The organism is Haladaptatus sp. R4, assembly GCF_001625445.1.
Taxonomy (GTDB): domain Archaea; phylum Halobacteriota; class Halobacteria; order Halobacteriales; family Haladaptataceae; genus Haladaptatus.
The window spans coordinates 26,500-51,451 of sequence record NZ_LWHG01000030.1 but is presented as its reverse complement, the minus strand read 5'-3'; the positions used below and the strand labels follow the sequence as shown (position 1 = coordinate 51,451).

Genomic DNA, 24,952 nt, shown 5'->3' with positions numbered 1-24,952 from the left:
AAATTGAACAAGTACCAATTAGAGGCACTCGAGTCCACAAATCAAATAATGCGATTGTGGTGTCGTCAATGCGGATGAGATCAGTCCATGATTCCATCCTCCATCGCCTCGTCTGATACTTCGAGGGCAACATCGAGTGCAGCGACCGCATCATCGATCTCGGCGTCCGTGATCGTGAGCGGCGGTGCGATAATGAGGGTGTTGATCATGTTCGCAACGTAGACGCCGTTTTCGTAGGCTTTGGCCGCCACCTCGTCTACGACTGTACTCCCCTTACTGACTTTGTCGTCCCGAGTCCCGAACGGGACCCGTTTGTTCGAACTCTTCGTCAATTCGATTCCACGGAAGAGTCCAACGCCCCGTGTGTCACCAACACTGGGGTGACTGTTTGCGAGGTCATCGAGACGAGCGCCCAGATATTCTCCGGTTTCCCGTGCCTGATCGATGAGGTTTTCCGATTGGTACGTTTCGACGGCCGCGAGCCCTGCGGCGACCGCCGCTGGGTGACCGGAGTAGGTGTGCCCGTGGCAAAACATATCGTCTTCGAAGTGGTCGGCAATTTCACTGTTAACGATGGTGGCACCGAGTGGTTGATACGCTCCGGTCAATCCTTTTGCCATCGTCATAATGTCGGGTTCGACGTCGAACACGTCACAACCAAACCACTCGCCGGTTCGTCCAAATCCGGACATCACCTCATCACAAATCAAGAGAGCGCCGTGTTGGTGTGCGATCTCCTTGAGTCGGGGGAGGTACTCATCGGGTGGCACGAGAATCCCGTTCGAACCGACGATCGGTTCGACGAGTACCGCTGCGACAGTATCTCCTTCCAACTTCAGCATTTCCTCTATGTATTCGAGACTCTGCATCGGATCCAATGTCGACCCGTAGGCGTACGGGTCGGGGGCTTTGATCGTCCCCGGGATGCCGGGTTCTGCTGCAAGCCGACGAGGGTCCCCTGTTACGCTAATGGATCCATAGGTTGCTCCGTGATAGGAACGGTATCGAGAGATGATCTTTTGCTTTCCAGTGGAAAATCTCGCAATTTTGATCGCAGCCTCGACCGCTTCCGTCCCGCTCGTCGAGAAGAACGTCTTCGAAAGGTCACCAGGTGTAACCTCCGCTAACTTCTTTCCGAGATTTGCACGCGCTTCCGTGGTGAAGCCCGGGGCGACGTATGCCGTTTCATTGATCTGTTTGGAGACGGCCTCCGTAACTCGCTCGGCGGAATGACCGAGATTCGAGCACATGAGCTGTCCCGAAAAGTCGATGTATTCGTTCCCGTTCGCATCGGTGAAGGTGACGCCGTCGGTGTCTATTATCTGTGTTGGGCTCACTTCACTTTGAAACGACCACGTACCGAAGACGTACTCTTTGTCAGTCCGTTCTATCTCGTTGAGAGTGGTATCGGACTCACTTTCTTGACCAGACATCGTTCTATCCTCTCTACTCCGCACGAGTTGATTAATCTTTGGTGATTATCCAGTGTTGTAGGATATTGTCCGCTAGTGAATATTCATTCAGAACAATATTCGCATATTTATCTTCGAGTTGGATTTGGTGAGAAAGTGTTATGAGGCGGGGAGACAAATGCGCACATGACTCATGACGATGGAAACTCCGATCGACATCGATTCCGTACAGAATTACATCGATGGGGAATGGCGAGCCCCGAGCGGTTCCGACGGCCAAGATATCGTAAATCCTGCGACGGAAGAGACGATAGCACACACGAACTTCAGTACTACTTCCGACGTCGACGAGGCAGTGCAGGCTGGCTATGAAGCGTTCTTGGAGTGGCGAGAGGTTCCGGTTGAAGAACGTATCCAACCACTGTTTCGATTGAAGCAATTACTCGAAGATCATCAAGACGAAATCGCGGAACTGCTGGTCAGAGAACACGGAAAAACGTTTCAAGAAGCGAAAGGAGAGCTCCGCAGAGGCATCGAAAACGTCGAAGTCGCCTGTGGTATTCCATCGCTCATGCAAGCGGGCCACCTCCCGAACGCTGCCCCGGAGATCGATGAAACCGCCGTCCGGAAACCACTCGGCGTGTTCACCGCAATCACGCCGTACAACTTCCCGGGAATGATTCCCCTCTGGTTCCTTCCCTACGCGGTTGCCACTGGTAACGCATTTATCCTCAAACCGAGCGAACGCGATCCGCTTACCGCACAATATCTGTTCGAGCTCGTGAAAAACGCTGGATTCCCTGACGGGATTTTACAACTCGTGAATGGGAGCAAGGAGACGGTCAATACATTGTTGGAACACGACGATATCGCGGGGGTATCCTTCGTCGGAAGTACTCCAGTGGCCAAGTACGTGTACGAAACGGCTGCAGCCAACGGTAAACGGGTTCAAGCGCAAGGAGGAGCGAAAAACCACATCGTTGTCGCCGAATCCGCCGATCTCGATTTCGCCGCCGAGCAAACGATCGGATCCGCCTTCGCGAACACCGGACAACGATGTCTCGCGAACCCCGTTGCAGTCGTCGTCGACGATGTTTACGACGAATTTGCCGATCGGGTGGTCGAACGCGCCGAGAACATGACCGTTGCCGATGGGTTGACTGACGATTCCGAAATGGGGCCGCTCATCACGCCGGATCAGCAAGACCGGGTCGAAGACTACATTGGAGAAGGTATCGAGGACGGTGCAGATCTCCTCCTAGATGGCCGCGAACTCGAAACACCCGATACTGGGAATTTCCTTCGACCGACGATCTTCGGCGATGTCGATCCGGAGATGAGTATCGCCTGTGAGGAGATTTTCGGACCGGTCCTCGCGTTGATCCGCGCTGACGATTTCGAAGATGCCCTCGGCATCGTGAATCGAAGTCGGTTCGGTAACGCCGCCAGTCTCTTTACCGACCGGGGAAGCGATGCCCGAAAATTCCGCCATACGGTCGACGCTGGCAACCTCGGTGTGAATACAGGAACGGCCGCTCCGATGGCATTCTTCCACTTCGGTGGTTGGAAGGATTCCTTCTTTGGTGATCTCCACGCACAAGGTGAAGACATGATTCATTTCTACACCGATAAAGTGGTCTACATCGAGCGATGGCCTGACGCCTGACAACGCCTTTTCTGCCGTTTTCTATCAACTCCGTTTTCCACCAACTCTGTTCTCCATCAACTCCAACGTGGGTGATGGACTCTCAATCGAAGACTGCCGTGATAGAGTCATCGAGTGCATCCATCGCCCGGTCGATCTCGGACTTCGTTGCGATCAGCGGTGGAGAGATGATGATCTGGAACCCAGGGCGACCACCTCCCAGCAGGATACCTCGGTCGCGACATTCGTGGAGGACCGCCGAGACGGGGTTTTGCCCGTCGTCGACACGTGGATCGTGGAAGGAAGTCTCGGTCTCCGGGTCGGCGAACTCGACAGCCCACAGCCCTCCTCGTCCACGAACATCACGGACGACATCGTGTTTCGATTCCAACTGTCGAATTCGAGACGCGAGCCCCTCTTCCAGATCAGTAACACCATCGATTATGCCGTCTGCATACTCATCGATTGCGGCACAGCCAGCGGCACACGCCATCGGATGTCCCCCAAACGTCTGTCCAATATCGAAACCGTTCGTCCGAACGAACGACGCAATCTCCGGCGTTACCGAGACGCCCGCGAGAGGTGCATATGCGCTCGTAACGCCTTTTGCAAACGTCAGCATATCCGGTTCGATGTCTTCGGTCTGAACGCCAAACCAGTCACCACAGCGACCGAATCCTGTGATGACTTCGTCGGCGATGAGGAGGATGTCGTACTCATCACAGAGGTCACGAACGTGGTCAAAATAACCCGGGGGCGCGGTGAAAGCACCGCTCGTTCCGGCGATCGGTTCGGTGAGGATGGCGGCAACCGAGTCAGGCCCTTCATTTCGAATCACGAATTCGAGGTGCTCTCCGGCACGCTGTGCCAGTTCTTGAGGATCACTGGTGTCGAAGGCCTTTGGAATGGGTGGGAGAAACTTTGCTGTGCCTGAAGTAGCAGCGTGCCGTTCTATCGTTGCCCGTGTTTCGGGATCGCCTGTTAGCGCTCCTGCACCGTACGTTCCACCGTGATAGGACCGCCAACGGGTGAGTACCGTTGGTGCGTCCTGATACTCACGCGCGAACTGTACCGCGATTTCGTTGGCTTCGCTTCCGGAAACCGAGAAAAACGTGTGGGACAGTGATTCGGGTGTGACGCGTGCGAGCTTTTCTGCGAGTCGGTCGCGGGTCGGTGACCGTTTTGCCGAGGAAACGTACGGTATCTTTCCTGCCTGTTCTTCCATTGCTTCGATCACTGCCGCGTTACTGTGGCCGAGGTTGGTGCAGTACAACTGCGAGCAGAAGTCGAGGTATTCGTTTCCATCCTCGTCCCATACTGTCGCATCTTCACCGTCAGTGATACTGAGGGGCCTAGACTCCGGATCGTACCAATGGTGAATCGAGACCGGCTCCGTTCCTGAATCCTGCTGTGACATAGTGAACGATTTTTCTCCAAAATAATAAACGCTCGTTTGAACAATGTTCGAAAAATCGGGGAGAGGGGGAAGGCAAGAGCAAGTGGCCCCGTAGCCGAGTGCGGTCAGTCAGGAAGTGACTCGGTATCGTTCCGACGGGTTTCATCCCTCCAGCGGTCTAGAAAATCACTTTCTACTGCGTTCCACTATTCTCCAAGTCGGTAGGTCCGATAGTCTTCGTCACACGGAGGTCCATAGGTGGCATGCAGAGTGCGGTCGTCGAGATCGAGAATTACGCTCGTGTCTGTCCGACTGCGCTCTTCCACGGGAGCATCCGGATCTTCGTGTCGACAGATACTCGCGGGACGACCGAAGTGGTCACAAAGAGCGGATTTCATTATTTCAGTGTCTATCGCTCCACGTTGGTGTTCGAACAGTCGACGAAGTCGATTTGCTCGATAGAGCGAGTCAGGGAGCTGTCGTTCCATTCGGCTCTCGAAACCGGACGTCATGAAGTGATTGGCGTGTGTGACGATTCCATCCCGTGGATAGACATGGTCGGTCCGGTTGGGCGACGTTTCGATGTCTATCACCTCTCCATCACCATGACCGACGACGTAATTGGCTGAACAAGCATGCGGTGTGGCGATAATCGATTCGAGTGTGCTATCGAAGCGTGTCGCATCGAGTATTTCGCGACAGCGAAGGTGGAAGGGTTTCCGAAACGGGTGTTCACCATCGTCCGGGGAAACGAGGCCATTAATCACGAGGCCGATACCGTGTTCGTTGACGCCCATCTTTCCGCCGACGATACCTGCCTCCGTGATCGCGATGTGGTCGCTTCCATCGCGCTGATGAGTCTCGGTTACCAAGAGCGTATCTGCGATGGGTACTGCCCAGTCCCAATTCTGTCCAACATACGTTTTCCCGTCGGCTGTCGCCGTCGGAAGGAGACCGAAACTGGTGCATCCGTCCGTTCCGGCCGTTTGATCGGAATAAGACGCATAGAGTATCTCGTATCGGACGTTGAGAAGCATTACCTCCTCGATTGGGACGCCACTTCCGTCGGCGATACCACGCAATTCCGAGGCATAGTCGGGGTTCCACTCCTCCACGAGGGGGACGTACTCGGTCGCTTGGCGTCGAACGACTTCTTCCTTGGCACCGTGTTGTGCAAACCGTGTCAGGTACGTTTCGACGTTCATACGGATCTCTTCCGCGAAGCGTTCCCCGTGTGTGAGGCCGCGTTCGTACGGTGATCCGGTTAGAACGAGATGTGGTAGTGATGTCATCGATATTTTCGTATGGCATTAATCATCCGAAGCGGCGTACTCCTGTCGTGGGCCATTTCCCTGATCCGGAAGGGCATAATACCCGACCAACAACACCAACGCGGCCGACCCGACACCGATGAACGTCGCGGGGATGCCGATACCTCCACCGTAGAAGTTTGCGGCAAGGCCCAAGACCGTCCCAACGACGATGGAGGCGAGTACAGCCCATCCGTTGACATCCGAGAGGTAGAGTGCTGTATAAACCGGGATGAGGAAAGCACTCGTCAGCAGGATCGCACGAAGGTTGTAAAGACCGATAATCGTGTCCGGTGGATTGACGGCCGCCGCCGTCGCAGTTATTCCGAAGACGACGGTTGCAATTCGTGAAACCCGAAGCTGTGATTCGTCCGATGCGTTCGGTCGGAAGTAGCTGTAGATGTCACGCGCCGTAGTGATGCCCGTCGAATGAAGTCGTGTATCCGTCGTCGAAAGGATCGCACTCATAACGGCGAGAATGATGACGACACCGACCGAGGTCGGCACGTAATCGGTTATCAACGTCGGGAACGCGTTATCCACAGTGTTGATCGACAATCCGGCGTTCCCCAGTGCGACGGTCGTCGCACCGCCGAGGACCACGAGCGCAGTGTAGAACACCGAAAGAATGACACCGGAAGCTGCGAGATGGATTTTCGCTGTTCGGACGTCCTTCGTCGCGGCGATACGCACGATCATGTTCTGTTCCGTGAATATCGTGCCGAAAAACGCGACGACGGATGCGATGACTCCGATTACCGTGTAGGCACCGTTTCCGAGAGGCGCAACGTTTGCTGAACTCATCGCGGCAAACTCGGTATTGATGGCAGTGAATCCACCCAAGTCGAGCACCATGTACCCGAGTGCGAACAGAACGGCTGCGACCATGATCGTACCTTGAAGGAGGTCCGTCCACGCCACGCTCACCAACCCGCCGAGGACGGTGTACGTGATGAACACGACGCCGATGACCCACACCATGTACTCGTACGGAACACCGGTAATCGTCGTAACGAGGAGGCTGGCACCGACGAGTTGCATGATAAGGTACAGCCAACCGTTCGCGAGCAACACCGCTCCTGCAATCGGTCGGGCCGCTTGTCGCCCGGTCAGATCCGCGATGATGTCGGGCAACGTCAGGTGATTCAACTGTCGAACGCGACCGACGACGAAGTAGAGACCGCTGACACCGAGCATCAATCCCAAAATGGTACCGGTCATGAGGGAATAGCCGCCGCCGTAGACGGCTCCGATAAATCCGATCACGCTGACTGCGCTCACGAAGTTGGCAACGAGCGACCAGGTTGCCAGGGTCGGTCCCATGCTCTGCCCCATCACCCAGAAATCCATGACATCTGTCGTTTTCCGATATCCCCAGATACCGATGGCAAGAACGATAAGCAGATACACCACGAACGCGCCGAGATAGTACGGATTGACGTCAGCCATCGTTGCGGCCCCCGTCTGTCGCACGTGGTTCCGTCGTCGTTTTTCGAATGTTCTCGTCAATCGGTCTTCCTAACAGAATGTGAACTATCGTGTAGTGGATTGCACCAAGGCTCCCGGCTAAAATCGTCGCAACGAACACCAGGAACATCGCTGTTGGCATGCCATATAGTGTCATGTTTGACCCTACCACATAGAATACAATTTTCGAATGTAAATCTATCGGTTGTCATTGTACAATATTGTAGGAAATTATTTGATCATCGTATTTTATCCTCCAATCGGGGCCAATTGAAGTATAATATCCCTTCCTCCCCGACGCCGACCACTCGTGATAATCGCTACACGCTACGCTGGACCGTTATTCCGATACCGCTGTAAGCATCTCTTCGGTTGCGCCGAGAAGAGCATCCAACCCATCCATAGCAGCGGAAAGGTCGACGTGCTCGTCGTACGTGTGAGCCTGTGCCAAATCACCGGGACCCCAAGTGATCGCTTCAGTATCGGCATCATTGATAAAGTTACGAACGTCGGTCGATGCGCTCACCCCCCACGGTTCCGGAGATACGTCCGCGACCCGTGCGGAGTGCTTTCGGAAAATATCCGCAAGTACGCTGTCTTCGTCTATGGCAGCTGATTCGTACGTTCGCGTCCGGTTCCACGAGATGGTAACACCGTGTTCCTCTTGGACGCTTTCCACTAGCTCATCGATCTCCGAGTCGATTTGTTCGATGGATTCATCCGGGAGGAAACGCCGATCGATGGTGATCTTTGCCTCTTCAGGGACGACGTTCTCTTTCGTACCTGCTTCGAACATCGTCACCGTCGAATAGGCTTGCCCGACCAAGGGATCGGTACGTTCCCTGACTGTGGAGTCATACTCATCGAGTGCGTCCAGCATTGGTTTTGCATACTGAATCGCGTTCGTGCCCTGATCGGGTCGGCTCGCATGTGATGGGTCGCCCGTAACGGAGATCTCGTACCACGCCAGACCCTTCTCACTCGTCGCAGTGTGCAACCGAGTCGGCTCAAGTACGACACCATAATCCCCGTCATAGCCGTTTTCGAGGAGGGTTTTCGTCCCCGGTTCGGCCGTCTCCTCACCGATTGCTGCATGAAAAACGAGCGATCCTGGAAGCCTACCGGATTCGATATCATCCGCAAAGTGAGCTATCGTCAACATCCCTATCGCAACACCGGTCTTCATATCGACGCTCCCACGACCGTAGAGACGCCCGTCGACTTCTTCGCCGGCATACGGATCGTGCGTCCATTGGTCCCGGTCCCCTGCCGGGACGACGTCGATGTGCCCGTTCAACACGAGCGTTGGTTCGCCACTCCCAACTTTGACGCCAACTTGGGGTCGGTCGGGATATGGTTCGTCGATGATCTCCGCTTCGATATCTCGTTCTTCGAACCAAGTGGCGATAAACTCCGCACACGCTTTCTCGTTACCAGGTGGATTCTCCGTTTCGATACGGACTAACTCTCCGATCAGAGTCGTCAACTCCTCCATTTGTTCCGTGTTGCCCATGCACAAATTCTCTCTGCATTGTTCAAAAGATTTGCGATCAGATGTATCTCATTCGTATATTAACATCTATTCAGTATTATGTCCTAAAATACCGATAAAAACAATACAATATACTGGGGCTTGCAAGCGATCTTTCCAGGATACCGATATGGATTATGCTCCGGGAAGCGTCCCGCTGCCATCCTCACTGATGTCGATCGCGACGTTCTTGGTTTGTAGATACGAATCCAGTGCTTCCAAGCCCTTTTCGCGACCAATACCGCTGTATTTGTAGCCACCGAACGGGGTTTGTGTCGTATCTCCGAACCACTTATTCACATAGACATTGCCCGCCTCCAGGTATCGTGAAAGACGGTGTGCCCGAGTGATATCGTTCGTGAATATTCCTGCCGTCAACCCGTACTTCGTATCGTTGGCGATCGATAGTGCCTCTTGTTCGTCGTGAAAAGGGATCACCGAGAGTACCGGACCAAATATTTCCTCTTGGGCGATTCGCATCTCGTTTTCGACATCCGTGAAGATCGTCGGTTCGACGAAGTATCCCGGCTGATCGGGGACCTCTCCTCCAATCAATGGTGTCGCACCCTCTTCTTTTCCAACATCGATATACTGCAGAACCCGGTCTTTGTGTTCGGCGGAAGTAAGCGGACCGATGTCAGGGTCAGATTTTCCGGGGCCGATTTCGTACTCGTCGACGATCGAAGCGATTCGCTCGACCAATCGATCGTGGATATCGTCGTGAACGAGGAGACGATCGGCGGCCGAACACACCTGTCCGGCATTCGTGAAAATGGCAGTAGCGATGCTTTCAGCGGTCCGGTCGAGCGGCGCATCGGGGAATACTATCGCTGGATTTTTTCCACCGAGTTCGAGGGTCACCGGTGTAACAGTATCTGCTGCATGCTTCATAATCGATTGACCTGTCGTGACGCTTCCCGTGAAAGTTATCGTATCGACATCGGAGTGGGACACGAGGGGTTGCCCAGTCGATTCACCGGTTCCAGTTACGACGTTGACGACGCCATCTGGAAGACCTGCTTCAGAACAGAGTTTGGCGAGCCGGAGGGTGGATAAGGCGGTCTGTGGAGCCGGTTTGATGACGACTGTGTTTCCGGCAACCAACGCCGGGGCGACACCCCGAGCAAACAAATTTCCGGGGAAGTTCCATGGCGTAATCTGTGCACTTACTCCGTACGGTTCACGCAGAGTGAAATCGACTTGATCCGGTCCAACCGGTACGCTTTGTCCCTGGAGCTTATCAGCAACCCCGGAATAGTATTCGAAATATCGCCGCGCACCGCGCATATCGCTTCGAGCCTGGGAGATCGGTTTCCCTTGATCTCTGCATTCGATGGCCGCTAATTCGTCGATTGAATCCTGTATCTGTCTCCCGATTCGATGGACAATGCGACCACGTTTCTCCGGAGCGACATCTCGCCACGACTCGAAGGCGGTCCGAGCTGCTGTGACGGCACGGTCGACATCGCGTGAGTCAGCTACCGCGATTTCCGCGAACGAATCACCCGTCGCAGGGTCATAGGTTGAGATAAACTCGTCCGTGGATGGTGGCATTTGTTCTCCATCGATGAAGAGGGAATATCGTTCTTTGAACGAAATATCCGATTGAACCATACGCGATCTAGATTCGCCATAACGATAGTACTTTGGCAATAATACGAGAATCATACAAATAGGAGAATAATATTCATATATTACCGCCCTATTCGGATTATTGACGGATTATTGGGTTACCCAAACCGAAGTTTGATAGCAAATGCCACGAGATAACTTCACATGAGCTTTTCAGAAAAGACCGTTATTGTAACGGGTTCAGGTTCTGGGATGGGTCAAGCCATCGCAGAGCGATTCGCGTCCAAAGGGGCAGCAGTCGTCTGTGCGGATATCGATGACGATGCTGCTAGTCAAACTGTCGAGAAAATCGAACTCGATGACGGCATCGCAGTTGCACTGGAGGTTGACGTTTCGTCCGAAGAGGACGTGAAAACGATGATCGAGCGAACGGTGGCGGAGTTCGGTTCGCTCGATGTGTTGCACAACAATGCAGGCATTCCGCAACAGGCGACCCCGGTCGAGGACGTTTCCGAGACCCAATGGGACCAGATCATCTCTGTCAATCTAAAAAGCGCCTTTCTCGGAGTGAAACACGCCGTCCCGTATCTCCGCGACGGTGGGGGCGTCGTCCTCAACACAGCATCTACGGCAGCGATCCGACCACGAACTGGACTTTCGGCATACGTTGCATCGAAAGGGGGAATGGTCGCGATGACAAAACAACTCGCGTATGAACTCGCCCCATCCATCCGGGCAAATGCCATTTGCCCAGTGGCGACTGATACGCCGATGCTGCCGAAGTTCGCTGGGGACGACCTCAGCGTCACCAGTATGCAAGAGACGATTCCACTCGGCCGTCTCGCCGAACCGATCGACATCGCCGCCGCGGCTACCTTCCTCGCGAGCGATGACGCCAAGATGATAACGGGAACAGCCCTCGAGGTCGATGGCGGGAGGGATATCTAATGGTGACGAAGCAGGCCATATACGACGAAGTCGACGACCGACGCGGTGAAATCGTCTCCCTCCTCTCTTCATTTCTCGAAATTCAAACGGAAAACCCACCGGGCAATAATTATCGAGAAGGTGCTTCCTTTCTCGATACGGTGCTATCGAAACGGGGATACGATGTCGAATTGATCGACGTTCCCGAAAACGTCGTAGAACGGCACTATCCGGAACGATCCCACTTGGAGCGGGTCAACGTGCTAGGGCAGAAAGCGTTCGGGGATGGGCCGAACATCCACTACACCGGTCATTACGACGTCGTTCCCGCGGGAGAAGATTGGACCAGAAACCCGTTCGACCCAACGATAGAAGGGGATCGAATCTATGGACGCGGCGCCAGCGATATGAAATCCGGTATCGTCGCCAGTCTGTTTGCGATTGACGTATTGGAAGCCGTCGATGCTGAATTGGAAGGGTCGGTTACACAGAGTATGACGGTCGACGAAGAAACGGGTGGGTTTACTGGCCTCGGATATCTCGCACACGAAGGATTCCTCGATGGTACCGATTATTGTGTATACACCGAATGTTTCGACTCGTCTCGGGTCTGTCTCGGTCACCGTGGTGTTCTGAAGTTCAAAGTCGTGACGCATGGACGAAAAGCTCACGGGTGTATGGCCCACGACGGAATCAACGCCGTTTCGACGATGAACGATTTCTTAACACGCATCGAGGAGTATCGGACCAAGCTTCACCAGCGGACGACCGACCTTCCGGTCACCCCAAGCGAATCTCAACGAGCGGATATTTCGGTGACGATGATGGACGCGGGGTACTCCGAGAACGTCGTTCCGGACCGCTGTACGGCGACATTCTATCGGGTACTCGTTCCGACCGAATCGGTCGCAGACGTGCGAAACGAGATTCGGGAACTGATCGGTGAAACGGAGGACAGTATGGACGCCTCCCTCGATTATGATGAAATCATGTTCGCGGAACCGACGAACGTCTCCCAGGATTGCAAAGTGAGCCAAACGTTCGCACGGAACGTCGATTCGTTCCACGGAAATACCGAATTCGTCATTTCCCCCGGTTCCGACGACCAACGCTTTGTCGTCAACGATGCAGGCATCGATCAGTGCATCGTGTATGGCCCTGGACGTTTGGAGCAGGCCCACGTCGAGGATGAGTACGCATCGATCGAGGACATCCTTACCGCAATAAAAGTGATGGCAGTTTCGACTGCACAGCTCATCGGCGATATGGATGAATAGCTCTCCCAATTGCGACCTACTCGAAATCGGTCCAAAGAGTCGTTCGAAGATGACTGTGGCGTCTCGAATAGATGGAGTATGACCAAGGATTAGTTCAGTCCTCAAACGACGACCGTAGAGCGACAAACGGAAACTAACTCGCGGAATCGAAAGACGTTTTCAAGCAGATAATGGTCGTTCGACAAGATTGAACAACATTCTATGGATGATAGACAAATTAGAAGTATTTACCAAATAGCGTGCTATTCATATACGTTGGAGGGTGAAAGTAGTATAATGACGAAGGGATATTCGACGAGTGATGATTTCGATGGAGTCGACGTGAAACTGCTTACGTTCATCGAAAATGATTTTGATGTGAGTCTAGATAAACTATCAGATGAGTTGGATCTCTCGAAATCAGCGGTCCACTATCGGCTCAACAAGATGAAAGAGAGCGGCGTGATTAAAGGTATTACTGCCGACTTGAACCCGGAACCGTTCGAACTCGATATGGTGGCGATCACTGAGGTATCCGTCACCCACGAGAAGGGTTACTCGACCGATATCGGGAACAAGCTCGCAGATATCGATGGCGTCGAACAAGTATACTATACGATGGGCGATGTCGACTTCATGGTTCTCGTCCGTGTGCAGGATCGAAATCGGATGAACGAGGTCATCGACGAGATGGTCGCTATCGATGGTGTTAACGAGACATCCTCTCGATTCGTCATGGATGAGGTCAAGAACAACCCGAAATTCATGGACAATTTCTCTCAAGAGTGAATAAAATTGGAGAGAGAGAGAGATTGCATCTGAAGGACAAACGGCAATAAGTGGAGTAGCGATATAGAGTCCCAGATTACCCATTATATCTCTTCCATCCGAATCGAGGAAGTCCAGAGTATGCTACCCAAGAACCTAGTATTCGGCCCGCCAATTATCATTCATGTACGACCGAATTCTCGTTCCAACCGACGGGAGTGAAAACGCGGAAGCAGCCGCACGGTACGGACGCTGGCTTGCGGACGCATTCGATGCGACTGTCCACATATTAAGTGTCGTTAATATCAGTACGTACACCGATCAGCTCGCCGATATTGATGAGGTCAATCGGGAGCGTCGAACGGCATTAGAAGAACGAGCCAAAGAGGCAGTGACCGGGGTTGAAGAAATCCTCGACCGGACATCAGAAATACCATATGAGTCGGTCATCGAGCACGGCACTCCATACGAAGTGATCCTCAACTACGTTTCAGAGAACGATATCGAACTTACCGTGATGGGGTCCCACGGACGAGGCGGACTCGACAGGCTACTGTTGGGAAGTGTTACTGAACGTGTCGTACGAATGAGCGACGCTCCAGTGATGGCAGTGCCGCCTACTCGGATAGATCAAGAGGCAGTCGAATGTGATTCGATACTCATCCCAACCGATGGGAGTGCTGCTGCTGAAGCTGCCGTCACGCGCGGAATCGCCATCGCTGACCAGTTAGAGGCATCTGTTCACGTTCTTTATGTAATTGTGAGTGGGCGAGGGTTGCCAAGTGTGTCAGACCCAGCACGCACTGAAGCCGAGAGAGTCGTTCGGTCAGTCGCGGACAAAGCGGAGCAGCGTGAAATCGAGGTACAAACACACGTCCAAGCAGGTTCCCCGTATGGCAATATCCGGAATTTCATAAGCAATCGTGGAATCGATCTGGTTACTATGGGTACACACGGTCGATCCGGAGTCAAGCGCTATCTCCTTGGAAGTGTGACAGAAAAGACATTACGAACGAGCGATGCACCAGTTCTTGCAGTACGATTGACGAAGTCGGAATAATTGAGGAAGAGAAACCTCGAATAGTCACGTCCGACTCCTCACGAACATGGCTAAGTGGACCGGCATCCCGTGGATCTGATCCTCTCAGCTGAACTCTCAGGGCACTACAAACCGGACGAGGTGGCTGAATATCAGGAAAAGAACCAATAATACGGAATAGAGCACTGACAAGGATGATCAACTGCGAGGCGTCTCTCACCTCCAAATCACCACTCCCGTACGGATACTGCCCATCCTTACACTCCACTGGAACACTATACTCCTGGCGAACCCTCATTCAGATCTTAGAACCGTAGTAATTGTTGATTATTGTTTGGTATGGCGCGTATAACAATACAAATGGCTTCTGTATAGAATTTATGGATTACTGGGAAACTGAATCCGAGCGGGAGATGATTCTTGATTGTTGCTGGTCAGCAAATCATAAACGCACAGCATCGCCACCAGATGAACAAGCGAAGGAAGTCTGGAAGGGCTTAGTTGTCGCAGGTTCATTTGCATCTCTCCTTTGGCTTGTTGTCATCCTATCATTCGTAGTCCATCAAGCACTGATATAATTGTCAGTGATCTCATGTATCCGCGGCTCGTACTAACTCGGTTTCGCCGAGCGCTTCGAGATGGTAAACAAAACCGACGACGACTGAGCGCGTCATGCTCGACCGTGCACAACAGCACACGCGTCGGCCGAGCGTTTCTCAGCCCTATCGGTCAACGCGACCGCCTGGGACGTGTCGCACCGTGACGGCAAGCCGAGGTGTCAAAGTACGAGTCGGCGCTCACGTTATTACTCTGACGCGAGAACTCCCTTGCAGGAAGCCCCGCGCGCCCTTGAGGGCGGGTGAGGATCTCACTCCCTTGTAGTGGAGTGATACACGGCGAACCGACCGAGTGGATGTTCGATCCCAGACTGATCGCTCTGCTCCTGCAGAGCGTTTATGGGGGAGAACTTCGTTTCGGCGGGTATGGACGAGGTAGACCTCAAGTCCCTGGTGTCGTCACTAACGCCCCAGGAGGAGAACCAGTCGATCAAGTCGTACCAGAACACGGTTTCAGTGGCGTGTCCGGCATGCGACGAACCATTCGAAGACCTCGTCGTCTGCAAGCAGAACCCGACGAGCCTCAACCTCTCAATGCAACTCGACCTCTGCGTCGGCGTCGAAGACGATCGCGTATTGATCTTCACGCACAGACAGTAGTCGAAAGGGCGACTACCACATCACTCCGAATACGTCGTCCAGTGCATGACGTGATGGCCTGCACCTGACACCACGTCCACCGGAACGCTGTCTGCAAACACATGGCCGCCGTCGTGAACGCAACCCACGACGGGACGCTCGACACCTTCCCGTGGAGAGCGACGACGATGCCGGACCAGACAACTGAGACTGCGATGGCCCCTCGGTGGCTTCCCGTGCTGGCCGTGCGTGCGAACAAGACGGAAAGAACTGCCGAACTAACCACTGTTTCAGCGCTTTTTATCCATGGTACGTCAAGTGACGGCCTCAGATATCACCGACCAGCGAACGCTCACCGAAATCACAGCTGTCCCATATCTTGCCATTGGGTCGAATTTTGGAACCAACGGAGGGCGTGGTAGCGACACGGAGATAAACGATCCAGTCCAAGGTTTAGGTGAGGAGAATCACCGTCAAATACAGACCTCAGTAAAACCAGAAATCGTGTCATCGCAACATCTGACGATGGTTCTCCGGATTTGATGCGCCGGTCTGCCGATTCGGACCGGCACGTGGGTACGTCCCGGCTGACGGGCACGGGTGAAGCGAGAAACCCACCGCTCCCCCACCAGCCCGCAGAACCCTCTAATCCGGGCCTTCAGCCGGGTTTTGCTGTTCTATGCATTGAGTCTTCAGTATCCACATCCTGAGCATAGCAATTGCAATCGTTGCGCTGTGGGTGATATTCCGCAACGCGACGCCGTTGCTTCTCGTAGTTATTCGATTCATTATCATATTAATTCTTTTACACCAAACAATGCTGTCCGTTGGTGCCGAGTGCCCCTCAACCAAATACGTGGGTCAGCAGTTACCCTGTTGTCTCTACTCGATTTTACACCTATTACCGCCATGCGAAGAATGATACTCCGTACACTCACAGACTCATTCGAATGTGCATGAAACTCACTACCACGGTGATGCAACGTGGCTAACGCGGAGACAGAGACTGGAACGTGGGACCCGATTCGAACGCACGGTCGATACCTGTTACACTTCAAGACGCATGCAACAGTACTGCTGATCACTATCGTAGCAGAGGCGATTGGTAGTCATGCATTTGATCTCGGACCAGGACAAATCGTACTCCTTCCGCTATTATACGCGGTGGTCATTGGAATCCTCCTCAGTTACAGTGTCCTTGGCCAGTATATCCCGTCGCTACAAGAAATAGTCTCGAAGGATGTCAGCGAAATCAGTGCCACTCTCTTGACGATCTCCCTCATGCCCTTGGCCGTCAAATATGGGACGACTGTCGGGCCCGAGTTCAACAATTTGGTGAGCGCCGGACCAGCGTTCTTACTTCAAGAGCTTGGGAATCTAGGCACGATTTTCATTGCGCTACCAGTTGCACTCATCCTCGGCCTGAAACGGGAGGCCATCGGTGGTGGCGTCAGCATCGCACGAGAGGCCACATTTGCTGTGATAACCGAACGATATGGGATCGAATCACCGGAGGGGAGAGGTGTTCTGGGAGTGTATCTTACTGGAACTGTACTCGGAACGATCTTTTTCGGCCTCATCGGTGGACTGGCGCCCATCACGGGATTAGACCCGCTAGCACTCGCAATGGCCTGTGGTATGGGAAGTGCAAGTATGATGACTGCATGTTCAAGCTCTTTAGCAGGAGCCTCTAGTTCGGTTCCAGCAGACCAGATTCTCGCATTTGCCGCAACAAGCAATCTGCTCACAGGTCTCACCGGAATTTATGTCCTAATATTTGTCGCACTTCCCCTCATCAACTGGTTGTACAGTGTTGCTCGCCCGCTCATCGGGGGTGAGAGCTGATGTCGGTCGACTCGCCAACGTTTGAGTCAAACATCGCAAAGATGCTCATCATCATCAGCGTGATAACAGTGGTCGGGAATTACGTCGGCTATGGAATCAGTCCAATCGAAGCTGCACCCGGTATGCTCTTGATTGCAGTCATCGGGTTCGTCTCGTTGCTGCTAGGTCGTCACCTCTCGCTTCAGTTTCCTGCATTTGCATATGCGACGATTATTGGATTCGTCCTCTCGCTTCCATTCTCACCAGTTCAAGACATCGTTCTCTCACTAACTGATCCTGTGCAGTTCTTGGCAACGACAACTCCAATTCTTGCCTACGCTGGCCTCTCGATCGGACTCCAGGTGACCAGCATGAAACAGATGAGCTGGAAGATCGTGGTTGTGGCTATTTGTGCATTCACGGGCACGTTCATCGGCTCTGCACTCGTTGCACAGGCAATACTCAGCTATCAAGGAATCATCTGATCCAAAATGACGGATACACAAACCCAAAAAGAAGCCGTTTGTACCGCGATTGACGACCACCGAGACGATATCATCGAACTAGCCAAAGCTGTAGAGGAAGAACCCGAACTCGGCTATAAAGAGCATGCAACAACCGAGAAAGTCACAGCAGCGTTCGAAACGATGGGACTGGAAATCGAACGCGACCTCGCCATTACTGGTGCTCGCGCTTCCACAGACCTAGAAACCAGTGCGGATGAGTTCACGATCGCTGTTCTTGGGGAACTGGATGCGCTCGTAAACTGGGAGCACCCGAAAGCAGATCCCGAAACAGGAGCGTGTCACGCATGTGGCCATCACGCCCAATTAGCCAATCTGATCGGAACGGCCTACGGGCTTAGTTCGGCTGGAATTCTAGATCGGCTCCATGGCGCGGTCGAGTTTATTGCTGTCCCGGCCGAGGAATACCTCGACTTAGAGTACCGACGCTCGTTGGTTAATGACGGTGAAATAGAATTACTGGGTGGGAAACAAGAGCTGATCAAACGGGGATATTTTGATCATGTCGACTGTGCCGCAATGATACATGCGGATGCGGACACCCCGGAAAGAGAGATTCTAACCCGCTCGTCGACGAACGGTTTCATTGGCAAATTCGTCACCTACCGTGGGCAGTCGTCTCACGCAGGCGCAGCGCCAGAAGAGGGAGTCAATGCCCTCAATGCGGCGATGCTTGGCATGAACGCAGTCCACGCTCAGCGAGAAACGTTCGCCGACGAAGACAACGTCCGTGTGCACCCTATCTTAACGAAAGGAGGGGAGGGGGTCAACGTTGTCCCTGCAGACGTTCGAATGGAATCGTACACACGCGCGAAATCAATCCAGGCAGTCAATGACGCGAATGACTCGGTGAATCGAGCACTTGAAAGCGGCGCGATGGCTGTTGGAGCTGATATTTCGATCGAAGACTATCCTGGGTATCTTCCGTTCCAGACGAATAAAACGATGATAGAGGTGTATGAAGCAAATGCAGTCGATGAACTAGGCTCTGCTGCAATTGACACTCATGATCCTCATACAACGGGGTCGACTGACATGGGAGACATCACCCAAATCATACCCGGTATTCACCCGATGATTGGTGGATTCGAAGGAACGCCACATACCCCGGAATTCCGAGCTGTGGACGATGAGATGGCGTATATTATACCTGCAAAACTCACAGCGTGTATGATTGTCGACTTACTCGCTGATAGTGAGACAAAACAAGAGATCCGTCGACAAAAAGAACAAAAATATTCGCCAGAGGACTACCTGACGCTTATCCGGGAAATGCGTCGATCCGTGAGTGGAGAGTATTTATCAGATTGAGGCAACTCGCACTGGTCTCGATGTTCTGGTCAGCACAGTCTCGTGATTCTCACCGTCTGTCTTCATAGCCAGGCTTTTCTCTGGGTGATTCCGTTGTAGACGACCGCTGTCGTCATTGCAACATTCATTACAGCAATCCCAATTCGAGTTCTCGTCTCTCTCCGGATTCAAGCGGCAACTCAACGATAGCAGATGCAGTAACAAGTATGACTGGCCCACAAACCAGTACGATCACTTCTTATTCGTCGACTTCTTCACAGACGATCTCCCGGAGTTCTTCGGGTTTGCCGGATCGATGCTTGGCAAGCACAGCAATGTCTTTCGGGAGGTCCTCGGTGATTCGCTTACTCACCCGATAGACGGCCTGATCGCGCTGTTGGTCTGAAGGGTCGCTCTCACCACGAACGTGCTCTCAATCGGTTTCCGTTATGATCGCTCTATATCGACTCATTGCCTGCAGATTTTGTATCACCGATTAGGGATCGCAAACCCTTTGCGACATCTCAGAGTACGAAATATAATGAATCCCCGCCGACAAGGAACCTGGCTCGTCGTAATCGGTGTCATCCTTTTCGTATTAACTGTAGTAATTAGTGGGGCTCTTGCGCCAGAGATTGGTTCCGTCGGTGATAGCGATAGCCGCCGGATTTTGGTGGGATCACAAGGTGGTGGTCCTGGTTGGCACGAGCATGGAAGTGTGTACCTTTTGACTGGTCGGGATGTGACATGGCGCGAAGCCAGTGCAGGTAGCTATTTCGACGTGACGAAGACGAGCAATGGAACGGTATTGGCAGGATTTATGGATGGGGGATATCAGAAATGTGCTCCGTATGAATCTCCATGTTCACGCTCAGGATTTCGTGTGATTGATCCCACACCCACCCCCCATGTCATCTCGGAATATAGTTTCCCAGTTCGTGACAAAAAAGATAGTGAGGTCCACGATGTCGAGCGCCTCCCGTCGGGGGAATATCTGATGACCGATATGGAACACGAGCGCATCTTTACGGTAAAAAATGGAGCAGTCACATGGCAATGGAATGGGCGTTCATTCTACGACGCGCCAAGTGATCCAACAAAGTCGGACTGGCTGCACATCAACGATGTCGACGTCATTGGTGATGGTCGATATCTGATCTCGATTCGGAACACAAACCAATTATTGGTCATTCAACGAGGCAAAGGTGTTGTCGAGGTGATCAACAAGGATACTCCAACGAGCTCTGATGAAAGCTGTCGACGATCGGGCCAGTTAGCGGATTATGACAATGATGGCGATATTCGCTGTGGTGATCCCTCTGTGCTTAATCATCAACACAATCCACAGTGGATAGGAGACGGTGCCGTACTCGTTGCCGATAGTGACAATGACCGAATTGTTGAACTCCATCGCACCGAGAGTGGGGAATGGCGCCCTGTTTGGACAGTAGGAAGTGCTAATGGCGTCGAATTTAATTGGCCACGTGACGCTGATCGACTACCAAATGGAAATACGCTCATCACCGATACGCTAAACAGAAGGATTGTCGAGGTGAATTCCGAAGGCAAAGTCGTATGGAGTACAAGAACATCACGGATTCCGTATGAAGCGGACCGACTCCCGGTGGGCGAAACAGTCGGTGGGCCGCAATACAGTTCAGATACGTCATCAATCGTTGCGCCAGGGAACGACATCCCGATCCTCTCATCGATCCTCGTCCTCCTTCGAGCGATTGTCCCAGCGACGCCGTTCTGGTTCGGTGTTCCTCAGTTAGCTTTGTCACTGCTCTCACTCACCTTGATTCTTGTCGGGAGTGTCCGATATCTACGTCATTGATGATCGAGAGTCCTCGAATCGCAGATGGACTGGCTGTCGTTACATTCCAATCATATCTGCGACCCGCCGAGGGGTCACTGCCGGAAACTCGGACGCTAGCTTGATTCTGAGTTGGTACTATATTAGTATATCATACTAACTTAGAATCTCGCCATTTCTCACTGCTCTTCTGTTCCACGTCTCCATGAGATCGTGACCGTGCGCGCTGAGAACGTGCCAGCAGGCATCCGACCGGAGGACCATGAAGCAGGAATGAAATCAACACTCGACAATCTCGCAGCGTTCGTCGAATAGGAATCGACAGAAGTGTTCGTACTCGCTTAGCTTTGGTCAACGTGCTTCCGGATCCAATCCATGGCCATCGAGCTGGAGTTGAGGACCGAGATGTGTCCGTCGTCCGGGCGCAGTCGCAGATCCGCCGAGGAACAGCGGTGCGCCAGCCACTCACTGTGCGAGCTGGGCACCACCCGATCCTGCTCACCGTGCAAGAGGAGTACCGGTACGTCAACCTGTGAAGGATCGAATCCCCATGAGGAGACGTAGGCAAGGTCGTCGTCGATTAGTCCGTCCGGTCCGTCCTTCATGGCTGGACCGACGACACTGTTCAGCCAGGACCACGTGTCCGAGAGTGCGGCATGGTCAGCCTGGGTGAACATCTCCGGGTCGTACTCGGCTGAGGCCTCGTACTTCTCCTTTGCCGCACGCCCCTCAATAGCGGCACGTAGTGACGCCGCACCTGACGGCGTCATTCCTCCGAACCAGTCAAGACCCTCGGCATTGAACGGAGCCAGTCCGGCCACACTGACCACGCACAGGACGCGTTTTGGTAGTAGTGCCCCGCATGCCAGCGCATGCGAACCCCCACCGGAATGACCCATGACCGCGAACTGATCGATGTCCAACGCATCGGAGATGCTGGCGACGCAGGCGGCCGCTGATGCCACGTCCCGGCCTGGATAGGGGGTTGAACCACCATATCCGGGCCGATCATACGATACCCAACGGATGTCAGGCAGGTTTGTAGACTGGAAAAGAGGTTCGGGAGGCTTGCCGATGTTCGGCGTGCCATGGTGCCAGAAAACGGTGAGCTGGTCGTCTGCATCATCCACGCCTGTATCATACGTATGAAGTGTTCGCCCATCGCTCAGCTCCAGATCAACTTCAACCAACTTCTCATCTGATCCAGCCATACGCCTTACACGCGTTAGGAGAGTATGAACACATCTGCTGGCACCTATAGATTCTTAAACGATAACAAGTGGATTCACCACAGTGAACCAGTGAGTTCTCTATCGGTGTGATTCACCGCGATGAACTGTTCGATAGCGAATGTCCCGACAATCGCTATTGTTGGTCTTTAGCTGGGTAGCAGTCGCTAATCTCCCTTCCTCAAGGGGCAACGCAGGTCGAAGGCCGGGTAATGGTGTAGGGTGGGGAGACAGTGACGTCATCGTCTTCCTTGCACGTTCTTTGGCTGGCTCACCGGTCCACGTATTCCGAAAACTTCCGGAAGCGAGACTTACTCACTTCTGGACGCAAAAAGCCAAGCCGATATGACTTCGGAGATGACTGCCTATACAATAGAAGAATATGGCAATCCAGATGTCTTTACGGAGACAACAGTCGAGATACCCGATCCAGAACCAGACGAAATTCGCATCGAAACTGTCGCATCGAGTGTCAACCCGGTAGATTACAAGATTCGTCGCGGGGATCTTCCCGATTTTAGCCCTGATTTCCCAGCGATTCTTCATTGTGACGTTGCGGGGATTGTAGATTCCGTTGGCGCAAACGTAGAGCGATTCGAAGAGGGTGACGAGGTGTATGGGATGCCTGGTGGGGCCGGCCAGCAAGGAACCCTCGCTGACTACGTTACTGGCCACGTGGACACATTTGCTCACGCGCCAGAGACGCTACCACTCGAGGAGGCAGCTTCCCTGCCAGTCGTCGCACTCACGGCGTGGGAGATGCTCGTAGACAAGACAACCGTCGACATCGACGACGAAGTGCTCGTCTATGGAGCGAGCGGTGGTGTCGGTCATATCGGTGTTCAGCTTGCACGCTGGTTCGGAGCAAACGTCACCGCGACTGGATCCTCGGAGGAAAAACGTGCTCTCGCGACTGAAATCGGGGCTGACGTGACAGTTGACTACACGACGACCGATGTCGAGGCATATGTGAACGACCATGCTAGCGAGGACGGATTTGACATCGTATTCGATCCTATCGGTGACGACCATCTCCAAACAGCATTCCAAGCGGTTCGTCCGTTCGGAACCGTTGTAACCACCGAATCGAGTTCAACACAGGATCTCTCGGCGATGCATGCAAATTCGCTCGAACTAGGGGTCGTATTAGTTATTCTCCCGGTATTGCTGGGCAAACATCAGAGCCGCATCGGTGAAGAACTCGAGACTATCGCGGCTCTCGTCGATGACGGTGCCATCGAACCACATATTGATGAACGATTCACTTTCGAAGAAGTAGCGGCCGCACACCGTTTAGGAGAGATGGGAGATTTCACTGGAAAACTACTGCTCGTTAACGAGTGAACCACTGAATCAGCTATTTTCTCGGCTGTGTCAATACGTCTGGAATGTAGACTAAGAGAAATCTAGGGCCTCAATCAGAGATAGCTAATCCAGTTTCTCCAGCAGTCTCGTCGTCGGTCCAGACCCCTGTGGAAAAGTCAATAGCATTGTTCCATTTTGCTGCAAGGGTGGCCACAGCGAGATCGCCAGTGACGTTATTCATCGTGGCTATTCGTCCCAAGATTGGGTCGACACCAGCGACAAATCCGACGACAGTTAGTGGAAGACTAACGGATTGGAGGACGACAGTCAGCATAATCAGGCCCGCTCCAGGTACACCTGCAGTCCCAATTGAAACGAGAACGACGGTAACAAGGAGAGTGACCTGATCACCGAGGCCGAGGTGGACCCCAAAGAGGTTCGCAGCGAAGACAGCGGTAATCGCCTGTCGAATCGCCGCACCATCCATATTGATAGTTGCGCCAAGCGGAAGTGAGAACCCATACAACGATTCATCGATCTTGAGGTCGTCTTCCGCGTTCTGCATAGTTACAGGAAGCGTACCAGTTGAGGACCGGATACTGAATGCAGTTACCATCGCATCTTTTGCACCCCGGAGAAACTTGATCGGATGTTGCCCGAGACCGAGCATCGTAATGAGACCGAGATAGGTAATCGAAATCTGAAGAAGAGTTCCAAGGGCAACCGCAGCAACCAGCATTGCAAGACTCTCGATGGCGCCGAGACCGTGTGTTGCCATTGAGGTCGCTAAGAGCGCAAATACGCCGACAACACCGTACTCCATAACTCCCCAAACGACAGTAAAGAGACCCTCAACGATACCATCAACGATCTCAAAGAACGTCTTGATTCCATCACGGACATGCTCAGACTCAGTAGAGTCGCGGGCGATGGCGAGACCGAGACCGAACACAAGTGTGAAGAAGACGATAGAAAGAACATCCCCGTTTCCAAATGCTGCGACAGGATTCGTGGGAACGATATTCAGAAAAACCTCCCCAAGTGATGGTGGCGATGCGGATTGAGCTTTCCCACCAGTGAATTGGACACCTGTTCCCGGATTCAATATGTTTGCAACGACAAGGCCGAGAAAACCAGCGATGGCGGTCGTTGCAAGATACAGACCGACGACACTCCCACCAATCCGACCGAGTTTTGTAGGCGTTAGTTGTTTAACACCACTGAGAAGTGTGAAAACAATAAGAGGAACGACCAACATTTTCAGGAGTCGAAGGAATAGCGTCCCTAACGGTTCAAGTGCAGCGGCGGGCTTCCCTACAATGAAACCAAATATGCCACCAAGTACGAATCCGACAGCGATACGATAAACAAGCGGAACCGACCGATATCGATTCCAAGGAGAATCATCTATCACTCCTACCGCTAGAAGAGGGAGCAAAATATAT

At 53.1% G+C, this 24,952-nt stretch carries 20 protein-coding genes; 11 read left to right on the top strand and 9 right to left on the bottom strand.

The window, feature by feature from the left end; all coding sequences use genetic code 11:
- Window positions 1-80 precede the first annotated feature (80 nt).
- A complete protein-coding gene (locus A4G99_RS19810; protein WP_066147461.1) occupies window positions 81-1,433 on the bottom strand; it encodes an aspartate aminotransferase family protein in 1,353 nt (450 codons plus the stop codon).
- Window positions 1,434-1,605: 172 nt separating this feature from the next.
- Between A4G99_RS19810 and A4G99_RS19805 the strand changes: the two genes are divergently transcribed.
- The gene (locus tag A4G99_RS19805; RefSeq protein ID WP_066147459.1) at window positions 1,606-3,078 is read left to right on the top strand and encodes a CoA-acylating methylmalonate-semialdehyde dehydrogenase; all 1,473 of its coding nucleotides are present in this window, start codon (window positions 1,606-1,608) and stop codon (window positions 3,076-3,078) included.
- Window positions 3,079-3,160: 82 nt separating this feature from the next.
- On the opposite strand, the gene A4G99_RS19800 is transcribed toward A4G99_RS19805, so the two are convergent.
- From A4G99_RS19800 to A4G99_RS19775, 5 genes are all read right to left on the bottom strand, one after another.
- Window positions 3,161-4,474, bottom strand: a complete 1,314-nt coding sequence (locus A4G99_RS19800; RefSeq protein WP_066147456.1) for an aspartate aminotransferase family protein — start codon at window positions 4,472-4,474, stop codon at window positions 3,161-3,163.
- 185 nt (window positions 4,475-4,659) lie between these two features.
- On the bottom strand, window positions 4,660-5,745 hold the full coding sequence (locus tag A4G99_RS19795) for a C45 family peptidase (RefSeq protein WP_066147454.1): 1,086 nt from the start codon (window positions 5,743-5,745) through the stop codon (window positions 4,660-4,662).
- An 18-nt stretch (window positions 5,746-5,763) separates the two neighbouring features.
- Window positions 5,764-7,236 (bottom strand): sodium:solute symporter, encoded by a 1,473-nt coding sequence (locus tag A4G99_RS19790; protein ID WP_223302049.1) that lies wholly within the window; start codon window positions 7,234-7,236, stop codon window positions 5,764-5,766.
- Window positions 7,237-7,570: 334 nt separating this feature from the next.
- On the bottom strand, window positions 7,571-8,725 hold the full coding sequence (locus tag A4G99_RS19780) for a M20 family metallopeptidase (protein ID WP_150123173.1): 1,155 nt from the start codon (window positions 8,723-8,725) through the stop codon (window positions 7,571-7,573).
- 171 nt (window positions 8,726-8,896) lie between these two features.
- On the bottom strand, window positions 8,897-10,375 hold the full coding sequence (locus A4G99_RS19775; RefSeq protein ID WP_066147445.1) for an aldehyde dehydrogenase: 1,479 nt from the start codon (window positions 10,373-10,375) through the stop codon (window positions 8,897-8,899).
- 162 nt (window positions 10,376-10,537) lie between these two features.
- Between A4G99_RS19775 and A4G99_RS19770 the strand changes: the two genes are divergently transcribed.
- The 5 genes from A4G99_RS19770 (at window position 10,538) to A4G99_RS19750 (ending at window position 15,540) form a co-directional block, all read left to right on the top strand.
- Window positions 10,538-11,281 carry an SDR family oxidoreductase gene (locus A4G99_RS19770; RefSeq protein WP_066147443.1) on the top strand — a complete coding sequence of 248 codons (744 nt, stop codon included), beginning with the start codon at window positions 10,538-10,540 and terminating at the stop codon, window positions 11,279-11,281.
- Complete coding sequence (locus A4G99_RS19765; RefSeq protein ID WP_066147439.1) at window positions 11,281-12,537, top strand: ArgE/DapE family deacylase; 1,257 nt, start codon at window positions 11,281-11,283, stop codon at window positions 12,535-12,537. The genes A4G99_RS19770 and A4G99_RS19765 overlap by 1 nt, the downstream gene beginning before the upstream one ends.
- A gap of 276 nt (window positions 12,538-12,813) precedes the next feature.
- Window positions 12,814-13,305 (top strand): Lrp/AsnC family transcriptional regulator, encoded by a 492-nt coding sequence (locus A4G99_RS19760; RefSeq protein ID WP_066147739.1) that lies wholly within the window; start codon window positions 12,814-12,816, stop codon window positions 13,303-13,305.
- 163 nt (window positions 13,306-13,468) lie between these two features.
- Window positions 13,469-14,344 carry a universal stress protein gene (locus A4G99_RS19755; protein ID WP_066147438.1) on the top strand — a complete coding sequence of 292 codons (876 nt, stop codon included), beginning with the start codon at window positions 13,469-13,471 and terminating at the stop codon, window positions 14,342-14,344.
- 962 nt (window positions 14,345-15,306) lie between these two features.
- Entirely contained in the window at window positions 15,307-15,540 is a 234-nt protein-coding gene (locus A4G99_RS19750) for a hypothetical protein (protein WP_066147734.1), read from the top strand.
- On the opposite strand, the gene A4G99_RS26160 is transcribed toward A4G99_RS19750, so the two are convergent.
- Entirely contained in the window at window positions 15,524-15,778 is a 255-nt protein-coding gene (locus A4G99_RS26160; RefSeq protein ID WP_190303826.1) for a hypothetical protein, read from the bottom strand. The two genes, A4G99_RS19750 and A4G99_RS26160, sit on opposite strands and share 17 nt — an antisense overlap.
- A 725-nt stretch (window positions 15,779-16,503) precedes the next feature.
- Here A4G99_RS26160 and A4G99_RS19745 point away from each other — a divergent pair.
- The 4 genes from A4G99_RS19745 (at window position 16,504) to A4G99_RS24585 (ending at window position 20,994) form a co-directional block, all read left to right on the top strand.
- Window positions 16,504-17,364, top strand: coding sequence for a DUF3100 domain-containing protein (locus A4G99_RS19745; RefSeq protein ID WP_082837945.1), 861 nt, complete (start codon window positions 16,504-16,506; stop codon window positions 17,362-17,364).
- Window positions 17,364-17,828 (top strand): hypothetical protein, encoded by a 465-nt coding sequence (locus A4G99_RS19740; RefSeq protein ID WP_066147436.1) that lies wholly within the window; start codon window positions 17,364-17,366, stop codon window positions 17,826-17,828. Before A4G99_RS19745 ends, A4G99_RS19740 begins: the two co-directional genes overlap by 1 nt.
- A 6-nt stretch (window positions 17,829-17,834) precedes the next feature.
- Complete coding sequence (locus A4G99_RS19735; protein WP_066147434.1) at window positions 17,835-19,178, top strand: amidohydrolase; 1,344 nt, start codon at window positions 17,835-17,837, stop codon at window positions 19,176-19,178.
- 520 nt (window positions 19,179-19,698) lie between these two features.
- Window positions 19,699-20,994: an arylsulfotransferase family protein gene (locus A4G99_RS24585; RefSeq protein ID WP_082837944.1), complete on the top strand. Its 1,296-nt coding sequence runs from the start codon at window positions 19,699-19,701 to the stop codon at window positions 20,992-20,994.
- A 320-nt stretch (window positions 20,995-21,314) separates the two neighbouring features.
- On the opposite strand, the gene A4G99_RS19725 is transcribed toward A4G99_RS24585, so the two are convergent.
- The gene (locus A4G99_RS19725) at window positions 21,315-22,184 is read right to left on the bottom strand and encodes an alpha/beta fold hydrolase (protein WP_066147430.1); all 870 of its coding nucleotides are present in this window, start codon (window positions 22,182-22,184) and stop codon (window positions 21,315-21,317) included.
- Window positions 22,185-22,547: 363 nt separating this feature from the next.
- Between A4G99_RS19725 and A4G99_RS19720 the strand changes: the two genes are divergently transcribed.
- Complete coding sequence (locus A4G99_RS19720; protein ID WP_066147429.1) at window positions 22,548-23,546, top strand: zinc-binding dehydrogenase; 999 nt, start codon at window positions 22,548-22,550, stop codon at window positions 23,544-23,546.
- Window positions 23,547-23,616: 70 nt separating this feature from the next.
- Here the strand turns inward: A4G99_RS19720 and A4G99_RS19715 are convergent, their stop codons facing one another.
- The gene (locus tag A4G99_RS19715) at window positions 23,617-24,921 is read right to left on the bottom strand and encodes a dicarboxylate/amino acid:cation symporter (protein WP_150123172.1); all 1,305 of its coding nucleotides are present in this window, start codon (window positions 24,919-24,921) and stop codon (window positions 23,617-23,619) included.
- Between the last annotated feature and the right edge of the window lie 31 nt (window positions 24,922-24,952).

Bases quoted from the DNA above. Each gene is read 5' to 3' on its own strand.
- A4G99_RS19800 (WP_066147456.1), bottom strand. From the start codon at position 4,474: ATGTCACAGCAGGATTCAGGAACGGAGCCGGTCTCGATTCACCATTGG.
- A4G99_RS19780 (WP_150123173.1), bottom strand. From the start codon at position 8,725: ATGGAGGAGTTGACGACTCTGATCGGAGAGTTAGTCCGTATCGAAACG.
- A4G99_RS19795 (WP_066147454.1), bottom strand. From the start codon at position 5,745: ATGACATCACTACCACATCTCGTTCTAACCGGATCACCGTACGAACGC.
- A4G99_RS19810 (WP_066147461.1), bottom strand. From the start codon at position 1,433: ATGTCTGGTCAAGAAAGTGAGTCCGATACCACTCTCAACGAGATAGAA.
- A4G99_RS19770 (WP_066147443.1), top strand. From the start codon at position 10,538: ATGAGCTTTTCAGAAAAGACCGTTATTGTAACGGGTTCAGGTTCTGGG.
- A4G99_RS19765 (WP_066147439.1), top strand. From the start codon at position 11,281: ATGGTGACGAAGCAGGCCATATACGACGAAGTCGACGACCGACGCGGT.
- A4G99_RS19740 (WP_066147436.1), top strand. From the start codon at position 17,364: ATGTCGGTCGACTCGCCAACGTTTGAGTCAAACATCGCAAAGATGCTC.
- A4G99_RS19735 (WP_066147434.1), top strand. From the start codon at position 17,835: ATGACGGATACACAAACCCAAAAAGAAGCCGTTTGTACCGCGATTGAC.
- A4G99_RS19805 (WP_066147459.1), top strand. From the start codon at position 1,606: ATGACGATGGAAACTCCGATCGACATCGATTCCGTACAGAATTACATC.
- A4G99_RS19760 (WP_066147739.1), top strand. From the start codon at position 12,814: ATGACGAAGGGATATTCGACGAGTGATGATTTCGATGGAGTCGACGTG.
- A4G99_RS24585 (WP_082837944.1), top strand. From the start codon at position 19,699: ATGAATCCCCGCCGACAAGGAACCTGGCTCGTCGTAATCGGTGTCATC.
- A4G99_RS19755 (WP_066147438.1), top strand. From the start codon at position 13,469: ATGTACGACCGAATTCTCGTTCCAACCGACGGGAGTGAAAACGCGGAA.
- A4G99_RS19750 (WP_066147734.1), top strand. From the start codon at position 15,307: ATGGACGAGGTAGACCTCAAGTCCCTGGTGTCGTCACTAACGCCCCAG.
- A4G99_RS19775 (WP_066147445.1), bottom strand. From the start codon at position 10,375: ATGGTTCAATCGGATATTTCGTTCAAAGAACGATATTCCCTCTTCATC.
- A4G99_RS19725 (WP_066147430.1), bottom strand. From the start codon at position 22,184: ATGGCTGGATCAGATGAGAAGTTGGTTGAAGTTGATCTGGAGCTGAGC.
- A4G99_RS19720 (WP_066147429.1), top strand. From the start codon at position 22,548: ATGACTTCGGAGATGACTGCCTATACAATAGAAGAATATGGCAATCCA.